We start from the raw sequence: 18,296 nt of genomic DNA on the forward strand, positions 1-18,296 counted from the left end.
CTCAGCCCTTATCCTCTGCGAACCAAGACTCGCGGGCTTTCATGATTAGTTTACCAGCACGCTCTTCGGTCATTCCGGTAAATTCGATAATATCATCGATGGCCTGCTCCGCCAGATCGTCCAAAGTTACGATACCTTTGGCAGCCATTTCCCTGGCCAACTCAGCGCTCATTCCTTCCATGGCCAACAGCTCCGGACTGGGTTCGGCGGTTTCGATCTTTTCTTCCGAGACAATCGCGCTGATTAACAACGCGTCTTTGGCCCGGCTGCGCAGGGCTTCGACCAACTCTTCGTCGAAGCCTTCGATTTCCAGCATTTCGTCGACCGGAATGTAAGCGATTTCCTCGATATTATTCAAACCGACATCGACCAGGACGTCGGCGATTTCTTCATCCACATCCAACAGCTCCATGAACTGTTGTTTGGCTTTCGCCGCAGCTTCGTCGTGGCTCTTGCCGACCTGGGCTGCGTCGAGAATATTCAATTCCCACCCGGTCAGCTCGGTAGCCAGCCTGACGTTTTGGCCGCCGCGGCCGATCGCCTGCGACAGACTGTCGGTCGCCACCGCCACATCCATGCTGTGTTTATCTTCGTCGACCACGATCGATTGGATTTCAGCCGGCGACATGGCGTTAATCACGAACTGCGCGTCGTTGGCATTCCACAAAATAATGTCCACCCGTTCGCCCGCCAGTTCGTTGGAAATGGCCTGGACCCGGGAACCGCGCATACCGACACAAGCACCGACCGGGTCCAATCGCGGATCGTTGGCTCTGACCGCGATTTTTGCCCGCGACCCCGGATCGCGGGCCGCAGCCAATATGTCGATCAAACCTTCACCCACTTCCGGCACTTCCAGACGGAACAGTGCAATCAGCAACTCCGGCGCGGTGCGACTGACAAACAGTTGCGGCCCGCGCGGCTCGGAGCGAACCGCTTTCAAATAGCCGCGCACCCGGTCGCCCATCCGCACCGGCTCCTTCGGAATCATATCTTCCCGGGCGATATAAGCCTCGACGTGCCCGCCAAGGTCCAAGTACACGCTGCCTTTTTCCAGCCGTTTGACGACACCGGTCACCAATTCGCCGACTCGGTCTTGGTATGCCTCGACGATTTTCTTGCGTTCCGCTTCGCGCACTTTCTGAATGATCACCTGCTTGGCGGTTTGCGCGGCAATCCGGCAAAACGCAACCGACTCGATCTCTTCTTCGACATAGTCGCCGACTTGCACCTCGGGATTATCCAACTGTGCAGCTTCCAACAGAATTTGCCAGCCGGGATGCTCGACATCGCCGTTGATTTCCGGATTGGCGTCGACAACCTGCCAGCGGCGGTAGGTCAGATAGTCCCCGGTATGGCGGTTAACTGCCACCCGAACTTTGACCGGATTTTCGTAACGTTTGACAGTGGCCGCTTCCAAGGCCGATTCGATCGCCTGAAAGATAATTTCCTTATCGATTTCTTTTTCGTTGGCAAAAACATCCGCCACCAACAGAATTTCTTTATTCGCCACTGCGACCTCCTTTATTAAAATCGTAATCCGGCGCCAAGCGCGCCTTGCTCATTGCCTGAAACGGCACGCTGAATAATTTTTCGCCTTCTTGAATCACAACCGTCTCGCCATCGACGCTTTTGATTTCGCCAGTAAGCTTGCGGCGCTTATCGATGGGTTTAAACAAGCTGATATTGACTTTGCTGCCGATAAAACGCTGAAACTGGCTCAGCTTGAAAAACGGCCGGTCGGCACCGGGCGAAGACACTTCCAACTGGTATTCGCCGGGAATCGGATCTTCGACGTCGAGCATCCCGCTCAACTGGTGACTGACTTTGGTACAGTCGTCCAACAAAATACCCTGTTCGTTGTCGATATAAACGCGCAGCATGCCATGCGAGGGATGCGGGTTATATTCGATGCCAACGCATTCGTAACCCAGCCCTTCTACGATGGGCTCGATCAAATCCACCAAGTGTTCCGGAGCCTGTTTCATTGCCGTCTTGCCTTTTCAAACCCAAAAAAAAAGAGCCTCAGGCTCTTCCATAAACGTTAAACACTGCCATGGGATTCCAATTTCGAAAGCCCACAAAACAAAAAACCCCATAAAGGGGCTTTCGGTTTCTCAAACCACGCTTAGGAATGGTGCCCAAGGACAGAATCGAACTGTCGACACGAGGATTTTCAGTCCTCTGCTCTACCGACTGAGCTACCTGGGCTACGGCCTATCCAAAAAATCTGTGGTGCCCAAGGACAGAATCGAACTGTCGACACGAGGATTTTCAGTCCTCTGCTCTACCGACTGAGCTACCTGGGCGGCGCTAAGAGCCGTGCATTAAACTAGGTTATCCGGATTTAGTCAAGCAAAAAACACAGATACCGCCACGAACTGGACAGCAAGCGGTTTTTTATGCAATTCTTCGCCGCCTATTGGCCGGCCGCTGAAAGGTCCGGCTCCGCTCGGTTTCAGCCGGTTTTACGACAGGCATTTGCCCATTCGCCAACTTCGACCATCAAATCCAGTTATGCAAGAATTCAATGACGTCCGCGGTTTAATCATCGACATGGACGGTGTGCTGTGGCATGGCGACCGCCCGCAGGCCGGGATTGTCGAATTCTTCCAGACCCTGAGAGACAGGCGCCTGCGGTTCGTACTTGCCACCAATAACGCCAGCATGACCGCCGACCAGTACGTCGCCAAACTGGCCAGCATGAGCGTCGAAGTCGAATTGGACGAAATTCTGACCTCCGGCATGGCCACCGCGCTTTATCTGGCACAGCGCTACCCGCCGCAGGCGACCCGCGTATTCGTGATCGGCGGCATCGGCGCCCGCCAACCACTATTGGACTTGGGCTTTACCCTAACCGGACTCTACGAAACCGAACCGGAAACGCGCGCTCAATTGGTAGTTTGCGGCATGGACCGCGAGCTGAGCTGGGACAAACTCGCCACCGCGACCTTGAACCTACGTGCCGGCGCCCACTTCATCGGCACCAACGGCGACATGTCGCTACCCACCGAGCGCGGCGAAACCCACGGCAACGGCGCGATCCTGGCCGCGTTGACCGCCACGACCGGCATCAAACCGATGATCATCGGCAAACCCGAACCGATCATCTACCGCCAGGCGCTTGGCCTGCTGAACACACCACCCGAACAGACCATCGCCATCGGCGACCGCCTGGACACCGACATTCTCGGCGCAGTGCGTACCGGCATCCGCAGCCTGATGGTGCTGAGCGGCGTTTCCAGCCAGGCCGATGTCGACGCCGCCGACTTCGGCCCGACCTGGATTGTGCCGGATATTCGCGACATCACCCAAATGTTACTCGACTTACCGGCCTGACCCTTTTTCCATTCGCGGGGACACTTCATGAAAAAATTCATCGACGATCCGAACAGCTTGCTGGACACCAGTCTGCAAGGGTTTGCAAAAGCTCACGCCGACATCCTGGAATTGAATCCGGAACCGCGCTTTGTCTACCGCAAGCAACGAAAATCCGGCAAGGTGGCGCTAATCTCCGGCGGCGGCTCCGGTCACGAACCGCTGCACAGCGGCTTCGTCGGCTTCGGCATGCTTGACGCCGCTTGCCCGGGCCAAGTCTTCACCTCGCCAACCCCCGACCAAATGATCGCCGCGGCAGAGACCGTCGACGGCGGAGCCGGCATATTGTTTATCGTCAAAAATTACGCCGGCGACGTGATGAACTTCGAAATGGCCGGCGAAATGCTGGCCTTGCCGAATGCCAGCGTATTGGTCAACGACGATATTTCGCTGCCGAAATCGCATAGCATCGGCCGGCGCGGCGTCGCCGGCACAACCATTATTGAAAAAATCGTCGGTGCCGCGGCCGAAGCCGGTGCCGACCTCGCTACTTGCAAAGCACTGGGCGAGCGCGTCAATCAAACCACCGCATCGCTCGGGGTAGCGCTGACCAGCTGCACCGTGCCCGCACTGGGCCACCCGACTTTCGCGCTCAATGAAGACGAAATGGAATACGGCGTCGGCATCCACGGCGAACGTGGCCGGGAAACCGTCAAACTAGCCAGGGCTAGCGAAATCGTTGCCCAATTGTCCGAACATATCGCAGACGAACTGCCGATCTCACCCGGTCAAAACGCCTTACTGCATGTGAATGGTTTCGGCGCAACGCCGTTGATAGAGCTACATTCGATTTACGAACTGGCTTGGCAGCAATTCAACCGGCGCGGGATACGGATTCAACGCTCACTCGTCGGCAACTTCACCACTTCGCTGGATATGGCCGGCTGTTCGCTAACCCTGACATTGCTTGACGACGAGTTATTGCGCTACTGGGATGCACCGGTGAATACCGCGGCGTTGCGCTGGGGCTGTTAGCGCGGCCGCGACCGGATTTAAGCGACCACAAAATCCAGCACGTCGGCGATCGCAGAGATCATCAGCTGCGCGGTCTTGGCACCAGCGTCGACATGGCCTTTGCTGCGCTCGCCCAAAAACGACGCCCTGCCCTTGGTTGCGACCATATCCCGCGTCGCTTCAGCCCCTTCCGCCGCGACTTGACGCAAACGCGCCAAAATCGTCGGTAGCGCACTGTTCGCCGCCGCCTCTGCCTGCAAAGCCTGAGCGGCCGGCACCAATACGTCGAGCATGGTTTTCTCGCCGACATCCGCCTTGCCGCGCTGTTTGACCGCTTCGACCGCCAGCAACAAAGCTTCAGAGAATCCCCGGAGATCCAGGGATTTACCCTGACTGCTCTTCGCCAAACCAATAAACAAGGTGGCGTACAAAGATCCGGAGGCGCCGCCGACGGCGGACATTACCGTCATACCTATCTTTTGCCAGGCCGCCGGCCAATCCAAGGTCGCAATGTCATCGGCATGTTGCTGTAAAGCCTGCAAACCGCGCTGCAGATTAAAAACATGGTCGCCGTCGCCTATCGCCTGATCCAATTCGGTAACCGCATCGGCATTGGCGTCGATCGCGGCGATCAACGCCCGGATCAGCTCCGGAAATATTACGGGGGTAATCGGCATACCGCCTCCTGCATATTGATAAAGAGGTCGAGCATAGCCAAAGCAGCGCCAGTCTGTCCAGCAGTTGGAAACCGCCCTATCTTGTTCTGCAGTGCGGAGCAATTAGCGAGGAATAACGTCTTGGTTAAGCCCCGAACAGATTCAGGCAGCAACAGCGAACCAGTATTTCAATCAGCTCTCTTCAGATCCCGCCTCGTTATCTACGGAATCTAAGGACAACAGCAACTCGCTTTCCTCCAACGGAACAGTGAATCGGTATTTCTCCTGCAGATAATCATGCAACCAAGCATCGGTATCGGTCCGTTTTTGCGGCAGAGCTTCGTTCATTTGCAATAACCGTTGCCGCACCGCATGCCGCGGCAACAATAACAGTTCGATATCGGCCATCGACACGAATTTTTCCGGCTCGGGATTGCGGCCGTTGAAGATTTTAAACAACTGGTGTTTTTTTAAGCCCAAATGGGTATTCAGTTCGTTTTTAAACTCGATGAACAGCGGCAACAAATCGCTGCCAACACAAGCGTCGTCATGGAGCTTGTGCAAGCGATTCAATAAATGATAAACGGCAAAGCGATACAACTCCGACTCGCGCACCAATAGTCTGGCGGCAGTCGAACGCACTGCAATCCGGTCGGAATTATTCAGCCTTATCGAAACGATGTGTTTTTTATCGTCTATCAGATGCTCGTTCTCGCTCAACGCAAATCCCTTGAAAGTTAACCCCAAGCCGGCCGAAACGGCTGTAAATGGCGGAACTCTACTGCATCAATATTACAAATTTATAACAATGCCGGCCGCTTGCCCGGCAAGAGTTTGTTTTAAAACTGCCGGACCCGAATCTGGCCCAAAAAATGCCCAGGCAACCGAAACTATTGTTTGCTTCGACAGCTATTAAAAAATATAATCGCGCGCTTTTTTCAAGCGAACTGCGTTTTTCAAAACACCTTCAGAGCCTTGCTAATGACCAGCCATATCATGCCCACTTACGCCCGCCAGTCGGTCACTTTTTCGCGCGGAGAAGGCGCGTGGCTGTGGGACAGCGAAGGGCGACGCTATCTGGACGCAGTGGCCGGTATCGCCGTTTGCAGCCTGGGCCACGCCCATCCCGCAGTCCACGAAGCCGTATGCCGGCAAAGCAAGACCCTGTTGCATACGTCCAATTTGTACGGCGTGGAATTACAGGCGCAATTGGCCGACCGTTTGATCGCACTGAGCGGTATGGACAATGTGTTTTTCGCCAACTCCGGCGCCGAGGCCAACGAAGCCGCGATCAAGATTGCCCGCAAGTACGGTCATCAACGCGGCATCGACAATCCGGTAGTGATAACCATGGAAAAGAGCTTCCACGGCCGTACCATGGGCACCTTGAGCGCGACCGGCAACAGCAAGATCAAACAAGGTTTTGCACCGTTATTGGCCGGCTTCAGCCATGTACCCTACAACGATATTCCGGCGCTGGAAGCCGCCATCGCAGCGGACAGCAACATCGTGGCGATCATGGCGGAACCGGTACAAGGCGAAGGCGGTGTCAACATCCCGGCAGCCGACTATCTGAACCGGATTCGCGAGCTGTGCGACCGCCATAACTTGCTGATGATATTGGATGAAATCCAGACCGGCGTCGGCCGTACCGGAAAATTTCTGGCTTATCAACACAACGCTATTTTGCCCGACGTCTGCACCATGGCGAAGGCCTTGGGCAACGGCGTGCCGATCGGCGCCTGCCTGGCACGCGGCCAAGCGGCCGAAGTGCTGACAGCCGGCAACCACGGCTCGACCTTCGGCGGCAACCCGTTGGCGTGTAGCGCTGCCCTGGCAGTACTGGAAACCTTGACCGGCTCCGACTTGATCGAACAAGCGGCCGAGAAAGGCGAAAAAATCCAGACAGCGTTGAAACTGGCCCTGGCCGGCAATCCGCACATCGTCTCGATCCGCAACAAAGGCTTGATGATTGGCGTCGAACTGGACCGGCCCTGCGGCGAACTGGTCGGCATTGCCTTGGCCCAAGGCCTGCTGATCAACGTCACGGCCGACAACACCATCCGTTTATTGCCGCCGTTGATTATCGACGACGCCCAAATTGCGACGCTGACCGAAACTTTGGCGGCACTCATTCAGGACTTTAGCAGGTAAATCGCCATGCAACCCAGACACTTCATCAGCCTGCTGGACTTAACCAGTGCCGAGCTCCATGCCTTGATTCTTCGCGCCATGGAGCTGAAACGCCATCGCGATCCCAACTATCAACCACTGAAAGGCAAAGTGCTGGCGATGATTTTCGAAAAGTCCTCGACCCGGACCCGAATCTCGTTCGAAGCCGGTATGGCCCAGTTCGGCGGCACCGCGCTGTTTTTGTCGCCGCGCGACACCCAACTGGGCCGCGGCGAACCGCTGGAAGACAGCGCGAAAGTGATTTCCAGCATGGTGGACTGCATCATGCTGCGCACCCACAAACACGAGACCGTCACTACTTTCGCCCAGCATTCGCGGGTTCCGGTGATCAACGGCCTCACCGATTTGAAACACCCCTGCCAATTGCTGGCGGATATGCAGACCTATTTCGAGTTTCGCGGCGACATCGCCGGCAAGACGGTAGCCTGGATCGGCGACGGCAACAATATGTGCCACTCGTACATCAACGCCGCCCGCCAGTTCGGCTTTAAACTGAATATCGCCTGCCCGGTGGATTACCGCCCGCTGCAAAGCATCGTCGATCCGGCCGGCGAGCGGGTCGCGTTCTTCAATACACCGGAACAGGCCGCGCATCAGGCCGACTTGGTCGTCACCGACGTCTGGGCCAGCATGGGCCAGGAAGAGGAGCAAAAGAAACGCGAATTCGTGTTCAAAGACTTCCAGGTCAACGCCGCCACCATGGCTGCCGCCAAACCCGACGCACTGTTCATGCATTGCCTGCCGGCGCACCGCGGCGAAGAAGTCACCGCCGACGTGATCGACGGCCCGCAAAGTGTGGTTTTTCCGGAAGCGGAGAACCGTCTGCACGCTCAGAAAGCGTTGCTGGAATTTCTCATCTGTCGATAATTTCGCTAGAATCGACGCTTTATTCAAAAGCCGACCGACGAGTGATACCGTGAAAAAGTCCTTTATTTGCTTCTTTGCCTGTCTGTTTTTCACCAATATCGCGGCAGCCAGAACGGCCTATGTCACAGATAAAGTCGAAGTCCCTTTACGTAGCGGCGAAAGCGAGCGCACCAAAATCGTCAAGATGCTGGAAAACGGCGCGCCGGTTACGGTATTGGGCGACAATACCGAAAACGGTTACACCTATATCCAGACTGGTAGTGGCGCCGAAGGCTTTATCCTCAGCCGCTATCTGACCGGCGAACCCAGCGCCCGCAACCAACTTGAAGCCGTGAACAAAAAACTGGAAGCCTTGTCTGAAGAAAACAAGCAACTGAAAGCTTCTCAGGCCGGCAGCCAGGAAATCGGCAAGGAACGCGACAAGCTCAGTGCCGAACTCAGCGAATTGCAGCAAACCGCCGCTAACGCGATCCAATTGAAGCAGCAACGCGACCAGTTGCAGGAACGTGTCATCGCGGTCGAACGCGAACTGCAGCAATTGAAACGGGAAAATCTGGCCTTGACCGACAACACCAACCAGGACTGGTTTCTGTACGGCGGCGGCCTGTCTCTGTTCGGCGTGTTGCTCGGCTTCATCCTGCCCAAATTGAGCTGGCGCCGCCGCTCCAGCGGTTGGGATACCTTCTAGTTTTTTATTACTTAGCCGTGCGATAAACTCGCGGCTGATACACCTTCCCCGGCGGCCGTTTACAGTGGCCGCTTTCCGCTTTCAGAAGGAATCACCATGCCTGCATACCGCTCATATACCACTACCCAAGGCCGCAACATGGCAGGCGCCCGCGCATTGTGGCGCGCCACCGGCATGAAAGAAGGCGACTTCAACAAACCGATCATTGCCGTCGCCAACTCCTTCACCCAGTTCGTGCCGGGCCACGTACACTTGAAAGACTTGGGCCAATTAGTCGCCCGCGAGATCGAACAAGCCGGCGGCGTCGCCAAGGAATTCAATACCATCGCCGTTGACGACGGCATCGCGATGGGCCACGACGGCATGCTCTACAGCCTGCCCAGCCGCGATTTGATTGCCGACAGCGTCGAATACATGGTCAACGCCCATTGCGCCGATGCGCTGGTCTGCATTTCCAACTGCGACAAAATCACGCCAGGCATGCTGATGGCGGCGATGCGCCTGAATATCCCGGTGGTCTTCGTTTCCGGCGGCCCGATGGAAGCCGGCAAAGTGCGTTTGGCCGAAGGCGCCGATATCAAAAAACTGGATTTGATCGACGCGATGGTAATGGCAGCCGACAGCAAAGTCTCTGACAGCGATTTGGCAGCGGTCGAGCGCTCGGCCTGCCCGACCTGCGGCTCTTGCTCCGGCATGTTCACCGCCAACTCGATGAACTGCCTGACCGAAGCGCTGGGCCTGTCCTTGCCGGGCAATGGCACCGTGGTCGCCACCCATGCCGACCGCGAGCAACTATTCAAACAGGCCGGCCGCCGCATCGTCGAACTGGCTAAGCAATATTACGAACAAAACGACGAATCGGTGCTGCCGCGCGCGGTCGGCTTCAAAGCCTTCGAAAACGCCATCGCGCTGGATATTGCGATGGGCGGTTCGACCAACACCATTTTGCACTTACTGGCGATTGCCCTGGAAGCCGGTATCGATTTCACAATGGCCGACATCGACCGTATGTCGCGCGTGGTGCCGCAGCTGTGCAAAGTCGCGCCGAATACCAACAAATACCACATCGAAGACGTCCATCGCGCCGGTGGCATCATGGCGATTCTGGCCGAGCTGAACCGGGCCGGCAAACTGCACACCGACGTACCGACCGTTCACGCCAAAACCCTGGGCGAGGCCCTGGCTGAATGGGACGTTATGAACAACCCCAGTGAATCGGTAAAAACCTTTTACATGGCCGGCCCCGGCGGCATCCCAACGCAAGTTGCTTTCAGCCAAAACGCGCGCTGGCCCAGCTTGGACCTGGACCGTGCCGAGGGCTGCATTCGCTCGTTCGAGCATGCCTTCAGCCAGGAAGGCGGTCTGGCAGTACTGCACGGCAACATCGCGTTGGACGGCTGCGTGGTCAAAACTGCCGGCGTCGACGACAGCCTGCTGGTCTTCGAAGGCAGCGCCCATGTGGTCGAGTCGCAGGACGAGGCAGTCGAAAACATCCTGGCCGATAAAGTCAAAGCCGGCGACGTGGTCGTCGTCCGCTACGAAGGTCCGCGCGGCGGCCCGGGGATGCAGGAAATGCTGTATCCGACCAGCTATATCAAATCCAAGGGCTTGGGTAAAGCCTGCGCACTGCTGACCGACGGCCGTTTCTCCGGCGGCACTTCGGGTCTGTCGATCGGCCATTGTTCTCCGGAGGCAGCGGCCGGCGGCGCGATCGGCTTGCTGAAAAACGGCGACCGGATCAGGATCGATATTCCCAACCGCTCGATCAACGTGTTGCTGTCCGACGAGGAGCTGGCGCAACGCCGGGCCGAACAGGACAAGCTGGGCTGGAAACCGGCCAAGCCGCGCCCGCGCAAAGTATCCGTCGCCTTGAAAGCCTACGCTGCCTTCGCTACCTCGGCCGATAAAGGTGCGGTCAGGGATTTGTCGAAGCTCGAGGATTAATTTCGGCGGCTCTTACCGCGTCCGAACTTCAAGCAAACAGAAATGAATGATAGTGCAATTAGAATAATGACCACCTGGCCGTTCCTCATTTGCCTAATATCGTTGATTACCAACGATTGGTGGTTAAAAGCTGCTTATCCAGGAGGAATAACCGGCAAACTTTCTGATTTCGCCGGTGTGGGATTGGTATCCTTAATGACATTCAGCGCGATACCCCAGAGAAAATGGCTAATATGCCTGTTGATTTCAATTACTTTTCTGTGGTGGAAAAGTCCGCTGTCGGATTCACTGATTCATTTGGTGAATAGCCAAAGTATTTTGCAAATTGGCCGAGTGGTTGACTACAGCGATCTATGGGCTCTATTAGTTATGCCTGCGTGCCTGTACGTTTCCAAAAAACAGTCCAGGTTTCGTATTACATCGAAATATTTTAGAAAAATGCTGACAGTACCTGTCGCGGTAGTTACGCTAGTTGCAGTTATGGGCACGTCAGCCCTACCGATACAGGAAGAATACACTGTGCGGCCTGTATCCCGCACTGCGACTATTTCGCGCGAAGAATTGGTTAAAGTCATAGCTGATGTTGCCGCAAAGCATGAGCTCACTTGCTACGGATGTGCAGGTACGTATCCAACAGATTTCGCAAAATATTTTGGGAAGTGGCTTTCCATGACTTATACACTTACAGCTGAAAATACTGTCTCGTTCATAGTTGAGTATGGAAGTGATGATGGTCAAGAGGAAGCCGAAGCATTACGGGCTTCGCTAAAATCATCGTTGGCCGAACACTTCGATGGTCTGGAATACGTTGAGCTGTTGAGAAAGTAATTTATTGTTCCCACACTCAAGCTTCGCAGCCATTCAGGTTAACCCGCCTAATCTGGATTCGTCGCTAGCAATCCAACAGACCTTGAGAATTTTCGGCGTTTTGCCTTCTCGGAAGCGCCCTACACATAAAACTACCGTGAAACGCTTCCTCCTCCAACTGCTCAACATCTGGAAACAAAAACTGAAAATCTACTTTCTGGCCGCCTGGATCGGCGCCGGAATGGGGATTTTTCTGCTGGCGCCCAGTTACGATTACATTAGCTCACGCGAGCGCAACGCCGACCCGATTTCGTCGATCGAATTCGTCATCGGCCAGTTTACCGAGGTGATGACGGGGCAGATCAACCAGAATAATTTGATCCTGTTCTATGCAGAAATCGGCGCACTCCTGGGCTTGCTGTCGCTCGGCTTTTACCAGATGCTGCATAAACGCCTGGTCGATCTGGATGCCTTGAAAGCCGAGCTGGAAAAAGACCTGCCGACCATCATCCGCCAGGGCGAGGGGCCGTTGCTGGAATTCAAATCGACATTGCGTTGGGATTTGCAGGAGCAGCGCGTCAATCGGACCCTGGAAGGCGTCGTATTGAAAACGCTGGCCGGATTTTTCAACAGCCACATCGGCGGCACTTTATTGATCGGCGTCGCCGACAATGGCGAAATCGTCGGCCTGGAGCCGGACTTTCAGACTTTGAAAAAATGCGATCAGGATGGTTTCGAACAAACCCTGATCACTGCGATCGCCGAGAATTTGGGAGCGGACCTGTGTCGCTTTGTGCATATCTTGTTTCACAAGATCGACCACAAAGACGTGTGCCGGGTCATCGTCTCGCCGGCCTTGCGGCCGGTGTTCCTCAACATCGGCAACACACCTAAGTTTTTCGTCCGTACCGGCGGCGGTACCCGCGACCTGAACATCCAGGAAGCGCTGGAATATGTCGCCGGCCGCTGGAAATCTCTTAAGTAAACGGGATTCCGCGCCGGTAGCGGTATCATCGGCCGCCGGTTAAACTAGCCCAATGCGAATCAACACTCTTGCCAATGGAACCACAGCCCACCTTCGTCACCTGGTTTAGAAATTCGTCGCCCTATATCCATGCCCACCGCAATCGCACCTTTGTGATTTTCTTCGGCGGCAATGCGGTCGGCGAAACCGATTTCGACAATCTGATTCACGATTTCGCGTTGCTGAAAAGCCTGGGCGTCAGGCTGGTGCTGGTCTACGGTATCAGGGCCCAGATCGACGAACAATTGGCGGAACACGGCGATACGCCGAAATTCCACCACCACTTGCGCATCACCGACGCCACCACCTTGCAGTACGTCAAACAGGCGGCCGGCCTGGTTCGGGTCGAAATCGAAGCCTTGCTGTCGATGGGCGTTTCCGGTTCTCCGATGGCCGGCGCCCAAATCAGGGTCGCCTCCGGCAACTTCGTTACCGCAAAACCGCTCGGCGTGCTGGACGGCATCGACTACTGCTACACCGGCACGGTGCGCAAGATCGACGCCCAGGCCATTCATCAGCAACTGGACCAAAACAATGTGGTGCTGATTTCGCCGGTCGGCTATTCGCCCAGCGGCGAGGTGTTCAATTTATCTGCCGAAGAAGTCGCCACCGAAGTAGCGATTGCGCTGCAGGCGGAGAAACTGATTTTATTGACCGAGCAAACCTGCGTCGACCCGGCTTCCGGCGCTGCACTGTTACAACTGACTACCGACCAGGCCGCGCAATTGCTGAATAACCCCCCTGCACTGCCGGACGCCGTCGCCCGACCGTTAACGGCGGCTATGCAAAGCTGCCGCCGTGGCGTGCAGCGCGCCCATCTGATCAACCGCCATGTCGACGGCGCCTTGCTGCTGGAACTGTTTACCCGCGACGGCGTCGGCACCCTGGTTAGTTCCACCGCCTTCGAAACCATCCGCTCGGCGACGCTGGACGATATCGGCGGCATCATGGAACTGATCAAGCCGCTGGAAGCCCAGGGCATTCTGGTCAAACGTTCGCGGGAAAAACTGGAGATGGAAATCGGCGACTATATAGTTATCGAGCGCGACGGCCTGATTATCGGCTGCACCGCATTCCACGTCATGACCGATGCCGGCAGCGCCGAACTGGCCTGTCTGGCGGTGCATGGCGACTATCGCCAGGGTGGGCGTGGCGATAGCTTGCTGAATTACCTGGTCAGTCAGGCTCGAGCCCGCAACATTCGCCGCCTGTTCGTCCGTACCACCCAGACTTTGCATTGGTTCGTCGAACGCGGCTTCGTAGCCTGTGCGATCGAAGATTTGCCGGCGCCGATGCAGAGCGCCTACAACTACCAACGCAACTCCAAGCTGCTGTATAAAGACGTAATTTAATTCAATCCGCTCATCTACCGAGGAACTCGCCATGCTCGCCAAACAGGACTTTCTCAACGTGGTCGATTTAACGCCGCTGGTATCGATCGATTTGATCGTCAGCTCCGCCGACAGCAAGATTCTGATGGGTCAACGCCTCAACCAGCCGGCCCAAGGTTATTGGTTCGTGCCGGGCGGCAGAATTTACAAATCGGAAACGCTGGAACAAGCGTTCCGGCGGATCACCGAAACCGAACTGGGCCAAATTTACGAAATTGGCGACGGCCGCTTGCTTGGCGCCTTTACCCATTTATACGACACCAATTTTGCCGACGCACCGGGAATCAGCACCCACTACGTGGTGCTGGGCTACCAACTGAATATGGGACTCGAGTCTGCGCAACTGCCGCAGCAGCAACACAGCGCGTATCGCTGGATCGGCGCCGACGACGATTTAAGCCAAGTCCACCCGAACAGCCAGGCTTATCTGCCTTATCTGCGCTAAGCGATGTCGATGCTGAAAATTCTACAGCTGACCGACCTGCACATTCTGCCGCATGCCGGCGCTACTTTGCTGGGCGTAGACCCCGAATATTACTTCGCCCAAGTGCTGGATGCGGCTCATACGAGACACGGCAGCTTCGACCTGATCGTATTGACCGGCGACCTGGGCCAAGATCCGGGCCCGGACAGTTACCGGCGTATCGCCGACCGCTTGCAACGCTACGCCAACCCCTGTCTGTTTCTGCCTGGCAATCACGACGATTGGCCGTTAATGCAAACCGAATTAAATCGGAGCCAACTAAGTTGCGGCAAACACCGGCTATTTCCGCATTGGCAAATTATCGGATTGAACAGCCAAAAGCCCGGTTATCCTGGCGGTTATCTGGCTGACGCCGAATTGCTGTTTTTAAACGCGACCTTGGAAACTTGCAATTTGCCGGCCGTACTAGCGGTGCACCATCATTGCGTTGCCAGCGGCAGTCCGTGGATGGACACCATGATGATCGAGAACGGTGAGGAATTGCTGCAGATTGCGGCAAGATTCCCGCAGGTCAAAGCGATCACCTGCGGCCATTTGCACCAGGAAATGGCAAAGCACTATAGAGGTATTCAAATAGTGTCCGCACCGGCAACTTGCGTGCAGTTCAAGCCCGGCGCCACCGAATTCGAATTGGATGTTAAACCACCCGGCTACCGGGTGTTCGAATTGTACGACGACGGGACGCTAAAAACCGTCTGCTATAGAATCGATGCCGAACAGCCCGAACTCCGGCTGGATTTGAAGAGCTACTAGCCGGCTTCCAATCTGCCAGACAGATAACTTTCGGCATTGACGCCGACATCGTTGGTAATTAGCAAAGCGCCCAACTCGTCCATGGCCTTACGATAAACGCGGCGTTTAAAGTAAACCACGTCCTTCAACGGATACCAGTACTCGACCCATTTCCAGCTATCGAATTCCTGTTTATGGCCGCAATCGAAACGCACCATCGACTCGTCCGTGTTTAAGCGCAAAATGAACCAAATTTGCTTTTGGCCTATACATAGCGGCGTGGAGTTCTTACGGATATAGCGATCCGGTAACTTATAACGCAACCAGTATCGGGTTCTACCCAACAGTTGCACATGTTCGGCGCGCAAACCGGTCTCCTCCCACAATTCCCGGTACATCGCGGTTTCCGGGTCCTCGTCGCCATCAATTCCGCCTTGCGGAAACTGCCACGAATTCGCGCCCTTGCGCTTGGCCCAAAACACACGACCCTCGTCATTGCAAAGGATAATCCCGACATTTGGCCGGTATCCTTTCGAGTCTATCATGTAAAAAACCTGTATCATTTGCCGCCCGATTGCTAATGCCGGAATGTTAAAATTAGCAGCGGTACGGCCATTAAAGTTAATGCCGCAATTGTTCCACAAATACTTGGCCGACGCTACCGGCCTTATCTTTTTCTTTACGACGACGGGTTTGCCGTGAGCTTAGCCATTTTCGATTTGGATAACACGCTGATCGCAGACGACAGCGACTTTTTATGGGGCCAGTTTTTGGTCGATCGCGGCATCGTCGACAAAGACCATTACGAACAAGCCAATAAAAAGTTTTACGAGGATTACAAACAAGGCACGCTGGACATCGTCGAATTTCTGCATTTCTCGTTGGCGCCGCTGGCGCAGCACGAGGCCAACCAGCTTTACCGTTGGCGGGAGGAATTCGTCGATAGCCTGATCAGGCCGATCATGTTGGATGCGGCACGGGAGCTAATCGACCGGCATCGCCAAGCCGGAGACACGCTGCTGGTGATCACCGCGACCAACCGTTTCGTGACCGAACCGATCGTGAAACTCTACGGCATCGACAACTTGCTGGCGACGACGCCGGAATTCAAAGACGGCCGCTACACCGGCAAATTCCAAGGCACGCCCTGCTTTCAACAAGGCAAAGTCGATCTATTGCGGGATTGGTTGGCCGAGTCGGCGGAAACGTTGGAGGGTTCATGCTTTTACAGCGATTCGCATAACGATCTGCCGCTGTTGAACTTGGTAGACCGTCCGGTCGCCGTCGATCCGGACGAAAAACTGAGGCAGGCTGCGGAGTTAGCCAATTGGCCTATCATCAGCCTGCGCTAAGCCCATTATTTTTTTTGGATGTAAAAGATCTGCCGGTCGGCATCCCGTAAATTGTGAACCAATTGGTGTCCTGCCTGATCGATATACACGCCGAAATCCAAATGAGCGGCCGGATCGGTGGCAATGACCTTGACCACCGAGCCGCTGTTGATTTCCATAATGGCTTTTTTCAGGCGCAACAGCGGCAGCGGACACTGTAAACCGCTGGCATCGACTTCCAAATCAAATTCAATCATATCGGTATTCGCTCAATCGCTAATTGACGGCACGTATCATAACATCAACCCCCAGACCCCGAAAATCAAGGACCATGGATTACTTTCCGCTATTTTTAAAACTCAAGGGCCAATCCTGCCTGATTGTTGGTGCCGGCGAAATCGCCAGCCGAAAAATTGAGCTATTGGCAAAAGCCGGAGCCAAAATTAGCGTAGTCGCGCCGGAAGTTAGCGACAGCGTCGCCGACATGGCAAACGCTGGCCTCGTAATGCTGACCCAAAAACCTTTCGCCGATAGCGATCTTTACGGCATGTGCCTAGTGGTTTCGGCAACCGACACCAGAAGCGTCAACGAAGCGGTGGCCCAAGCGGCAAATGCGCGTAACATACCGGTCAATGTGGTCGATAACCCGGACTTATGCAGCTTCATCTTCCCCGCTATCGTCGACCGCTCGCCGTTGACGGTCGCGGTCTCTTCCGGCGGCGTATCGCCGGTGTTGGCACGTTTGCTGCGTTCCAAAGTGGAAACGGCTATTCCGGGCGCGTTCGGCCTTCTAGGGCAATTTGCCGAGGAGTTCCGGGCATTGGTCAAACAACGCCTACCGGATGCAGCTCGACGCCGAGTGTTCTGGGAAGACGCATTGCAGGGTAATATCGCCGAGCTGGTGTTCTCCGGACGCCGCGACCAAGCCGGCGCCGAACTGCGCGCCAAACTCGATGCAGCCGAACATGCGCAAAACCGCGGCGAGGTCTATCTAATCGGTGCCGGACCGGGCGATCCTGACTTGCTGACCTTTCGCGCCTTAAGGTTGATGCAGCAGGCGGATGTGGTCGTCTACGACCGGCTGGTATCGAAAGAGATTCTGGAAATGGCCCGCCGCGACGCCGAAAAAATCTACGTCGGCAAGCAACGCAGCAACCACAGCCTGCCACAGGAATCAATCAACGAACTGCTCGCCAATCTGGCCCTATCCGGCAAACGTGTAGCCCGCTTGAAAGGGGGCGACCCGTTTATTTTCGGCCGCGGCGGCGAGGAAATCGAAACGCTGATGCAACAGGGCATTCAGTTTCAAGTGGTACCGGGCATTACCGCCGCGGCCGGCTGTGCCAGCTATGCCGGCATCCCGTTGACCCATCGCGACCACGCCCAATCCTGCACCTTTGTCACCGGCCACTTGAAAGACGGCAATATCAATCTGAACTGGAGCCAACTGGCGGCTCCCAATCAAACCATCGTGATCTATATGGGCTTGGTTGGACTGGAAACGATTTGCCAATCCCTGATCGAACACGGCTGCCCGGCCGACCAACCCATTGCGCTGATTCAGCAAGGTACCACCCGCCACCAACGGGTGATTACCGGGACTTTGAGCGATATGCCGAAAAAAGTGGAGAATGCCGATATCAAGCCGCCGACCTTAATTATTGTCGGTACCGTTGTACGTTTACGCGAACAACTGGAGTGGTTTCTACCCATCTGCTAGGCGATTGCGGGACAATTTCCCGATTTCAGCCAAATTTAAGCTTTGGTTGGAAAAATCAGGCCGCAAGCGGGCTAACGGCAGTGGTGCAACAGAAAATCGATTGAATTTTTTGCCAAAGTTCCCTATC

The 18,296-nt window shown here is 55.5% G+C and carries 19 protein-coding genes and 2 tRNA genes; 13 read left to right on the plus strand and 8 right to left on the minus strand.

Annotation, left to right across the window (positions count from 1 at the left end):
- Window position 1 precedes the first annotated feature (1 nt).
- The 4 genes from nusA to AC0IM9_RS10985 all read right to left on the minus strand — a co-directional run bounded on the left by nusA (window position 2) and on the right by AC0IM9_RS10985 (window position 2,309).
- The gene (nusA, locus tag AC0IM9_RS10970) at window positions 2-1,513 is read right to left on the minus strand and encodes a transcription termination factor NusA (protein ID WP_140912600.1); all 1,512 of its coding nucleotides are present in this window, start codon (window positions 1,511-1,513) and stop codon (window positions 2-4) included.
- The gene (rimP, locus tag AC0IM9_RS10975) at window positions 1,503-1,988 is read right to left on the minus strand and encodes a ribosome maturation factor RimP (RefSeq protein WP_140912599.1); all 486 of its coding nucleotides are present in this window, start codon (window positions 1,986-1,988) and stop codon (window positions 1,503-1,505) included. Before rimP ends, nusA begins: the two co-directional genes overlap by 11 nt.
- A gap of 147 nt (window positions 1,989-2,135) precedes the next feature.
- A tRNA-Phe gene (locus tag AC0IM9_RS10980) sits at window positions 2,136-2,211 on the minus strand.
- Window positions 2,212-2,233: 22 nt separating this feature from the next.
- Window positions 2,234-2,309 (minus strand) — tRNA-Phe (locus AC0IM9_RS10985).
- A 208-nt stretch (window positions 2,310-2,517) separates the two neighbouring features.
- Between AC0IM9_RS10985 and AC0IM9_RS10990 the strand changes: the two genes are divergently transcribed.
- Window positions 2,518-3,339, plus strand: coding sequence for an HAD-IIA family hydrolase (locus tag AC0IM9_RS10990; protein WP_482804024.1), 822 nt, complete (start codon window positions 2,518-2,520; stop codon window positions 3,337-3,339).
- 27 nt (window positions 3,340-3,366) lie between these two features.
- The gene (gene dhaK / locus AC0IM9_RS10995) at window positions 3,367-4,353 is read left to right on the plus strand and encodes a dihydroxyacetone kinase subunit DhaK (protein ID WP_140912597.1); all 987 of its coding nucleotides are present in this window, start codon (window positions 3,367-3,369) and stop codon (window positions 4,351-4,353) included.
- A 17-nt stretch (window positions 4,354-4,370) separates the two neighbouring features.
- Here the strand turns inward: dhaK and dhaL are convergent, their stop codons facing one another.
- Together dhaL and AC0IM9_RS11005 are read right to left on the minus strand one after the other, a co-directional pair.
- Window positions 4,371-5,009 (minus strand): dihydroxyacetone kinase subunit DhaL, encoded by a 639-nt coding sequence (gene dhaL / locus AC0IM9_RS11000; RefSeq protein WP_482804025.1) that lies wholly within the window; start codon window positions 5,007-5,009, stop codon window positions 4,371-4,373.
- Between the two features lie 171 nt (window positions 5,010-5,180).
- Window positions 5,181-5,708, minus strand: a complete 528-nt coding sequence (locus AC0IM9_RS11005; protein WP_140912595.1) for a hypothetical protein — start codon at window positions 5,706-5,708, stop codon at window positions 5,181-5,183.
- A 261-nt stretch (window positions 5,709-5,969) separates the two neighbouring features.
- On the opposite strand from AC0IM9_RS11005, the gene AC0IM9_RS11010 reads away from it, so the two are divergent.
- The 9 genes from AC0IM9_RS11010 (at window position 5,970) to cpdA (ending at window position 15,139) form a co-directional block, all read left to right on the plus strand.
- Entirely contained in the window at window positions 5,970-7,142 is a 1,173-nt protein-coding gene (locus AC0IM9_RS11010) for an acetylornithine transaminase (protein WP_482804026.1), read from the plus strand.
- Between the two features lie 6 nt (window positions 7,143-7,148).
- Window positions 7,149-8,048: an ornithine carbamoyltransferase gene (gene argF / locus AC0IM9_RS11015; RefSeq protein WP_140912593.1), complete on the plus strand. Its 900-nt coding sequence runs from the start codon at window positions 7,149-7,151 to the stop codon at window positions 8,046-8,048.
- Window positions 8,049-8,097: 49 nt separating this feature from the next.
- Window positions 8,098-8,736 carry a TIGR04211 family SH3 domain-containing protein gene (locus tag AC0IM9_RS11020; protein ID WP_278211584.1) on the plus strand — a complete coding sequence of 213 codons (639 nt, stop codon included), beginning with the start codon at window positions 8,098-8,100 and terminating at the stop codon, window positions 8,734-8,736.
- Window positions 8,737-8,832: 96 nt separating this feature from the next.
- Window positions 8,833-10,680 (plus strand): dihydroxy-acid dehydratase, encoded by a 1,848-nt coding sequence (gene ilvD, locus AC0IM9_RS11025; protein ID WP_482804027.1) that lies wholly within the window; start codon window positions 8,833-8,835, stop codon window positions 10,678-10,680.
- Window positions 10,681-10,722: 42 nt separating this feature from the next.
- Entirely contained in the window at window positions 10,723-11,508 is a 786-nt protein-coding gene (locus tag AC0IM9_RS11030) for a hypothetical protein (RefSeq protein WP_482804028.1), read from the plus strand.
- Window positions 11,509-11,644: 136 nt separating this feature from the next.
- The gene (locus AC0IM9_RS11035; protein WP_482804029.1) at window positions 11,645-12,472 is read left to right on the plus strand and encodes an AlbA family DNA-binding domain-containing protein; all 828 of its coding nucleotides are present in this window, start codon (window positions 11,645-11,647) and stop codon (window positions 12,470-12,472) included.
- A 74-nt stretch (window positions 12,473-12,546) separates the two neighbouring features.
- A complete protein-coding gene (gene argA / locus AC0IM9_RS11040) occupies window positions 12,547-13,863 on the plus strand; it encodes an amino-acid N-acetyltransferase (RefSeq protein WP_482804030.1) in 1,317 nt (438 codons plus the stop codon).
- Window positions 13,864-13,894: 31 nt separating this feature from the next.
- The gene (locus tag AC0IM9_RS11045) at window positions 13,895-14,347 is read left to right on the plus strand and encodes a GDP-mannose mannosyl hydrolase (protein WP_482804031.1); all 453 of its coding nucleotides are present in this window, start codon (window positions 13,895-13,897) and stop codon (window positions 14,345-14,347) included.
- A 9-nt stretch (window positions 14,348-14,356) separates the two neighbouring features.
- Window positions 14,357-15,139, plus strand: coding sequence for a 3',5'-cyclic-AMP phosphodiesterase (gene cpdA / locus AC0IM9_RS11050; RefSeq protein WP_482804032.1), 783 nt, complete (start codon window positions 14,357-14,359; stop codon window positions 15,137-15,139).
- On the opposite strand, the gene rppH is transcribed toward cpdA, so the two are convergent.
- Window positions 15,136-15,663 carry an RNA pyrophosphohydrolase gene (rppH, locus tag AC0IM9_RS11055; RefSeq protein WP_140912585.1) on the minus strand — a complete coding sequence of 176 codons (528 nt, stop codon included), beginning with the start codon at window positions 15,661-15,663 and terminating at the stop codon, window positions 15,136-15,138. The two genes, cpdA and rppH, sit on opposite strands and share 4 nt — an antisense overlap.
- Window positions 15,664-15,816: 153 nt before the next feature.
- Here rppH and AC0IM9_RS11060 point away from each other — a divergent pair, with 153 nt between their 5' ends.
- Window positions 15,817-16,470, plus strand: coding sequence for a histidinol-phosphatase (locus tag AC0IM9_RS11060; RefSeq protein WP_278211576.1), 654 nt, complete (start codon window positions 15,817-15,819; stop codon window positions 16,468-16,470).
- A gap of 5 nt (window positions 16,471-16,475) precedes the next feature.
- Here AC0IM9_RS11060 and AC0IM9_RS11065 read toward each other — a convergent pair whose 3' ends face one another.
- Complete coding sequence (locus AC0IM9_RS11065) at window positions 16,476-16,706, minus strand: sulfurtransferase TusA family protein (protein ID WP_140912583.1); 231 nt, start codon at window positions 16,704-16,706, stop codon at window positions 16,476-16,478.
- Window positions 16,707-16,780: 74 nt separating this feature from the next.
- Here AC0IM9_RS11065 and cysG point away from each other — a divergent pair, with 74 nt between their 5' ends.
- Complete coding sequence (gene cysG, locus AC0IM9_RS11070; protein WP_482804033.1) at window positions 16,781-18,169, plus strand: siroheme synthase CysG; 1,389 nt, start codon at window positions 16,781-16,783, stop codon at window positions 18,167-18,169.
- The last annotated feature ends 127 nt before the right edge of the window (window positions 18,170-18,296 follow it).

The organism is Methylomonas sp. Uni0011 (genome assembly GCF_056850255.1).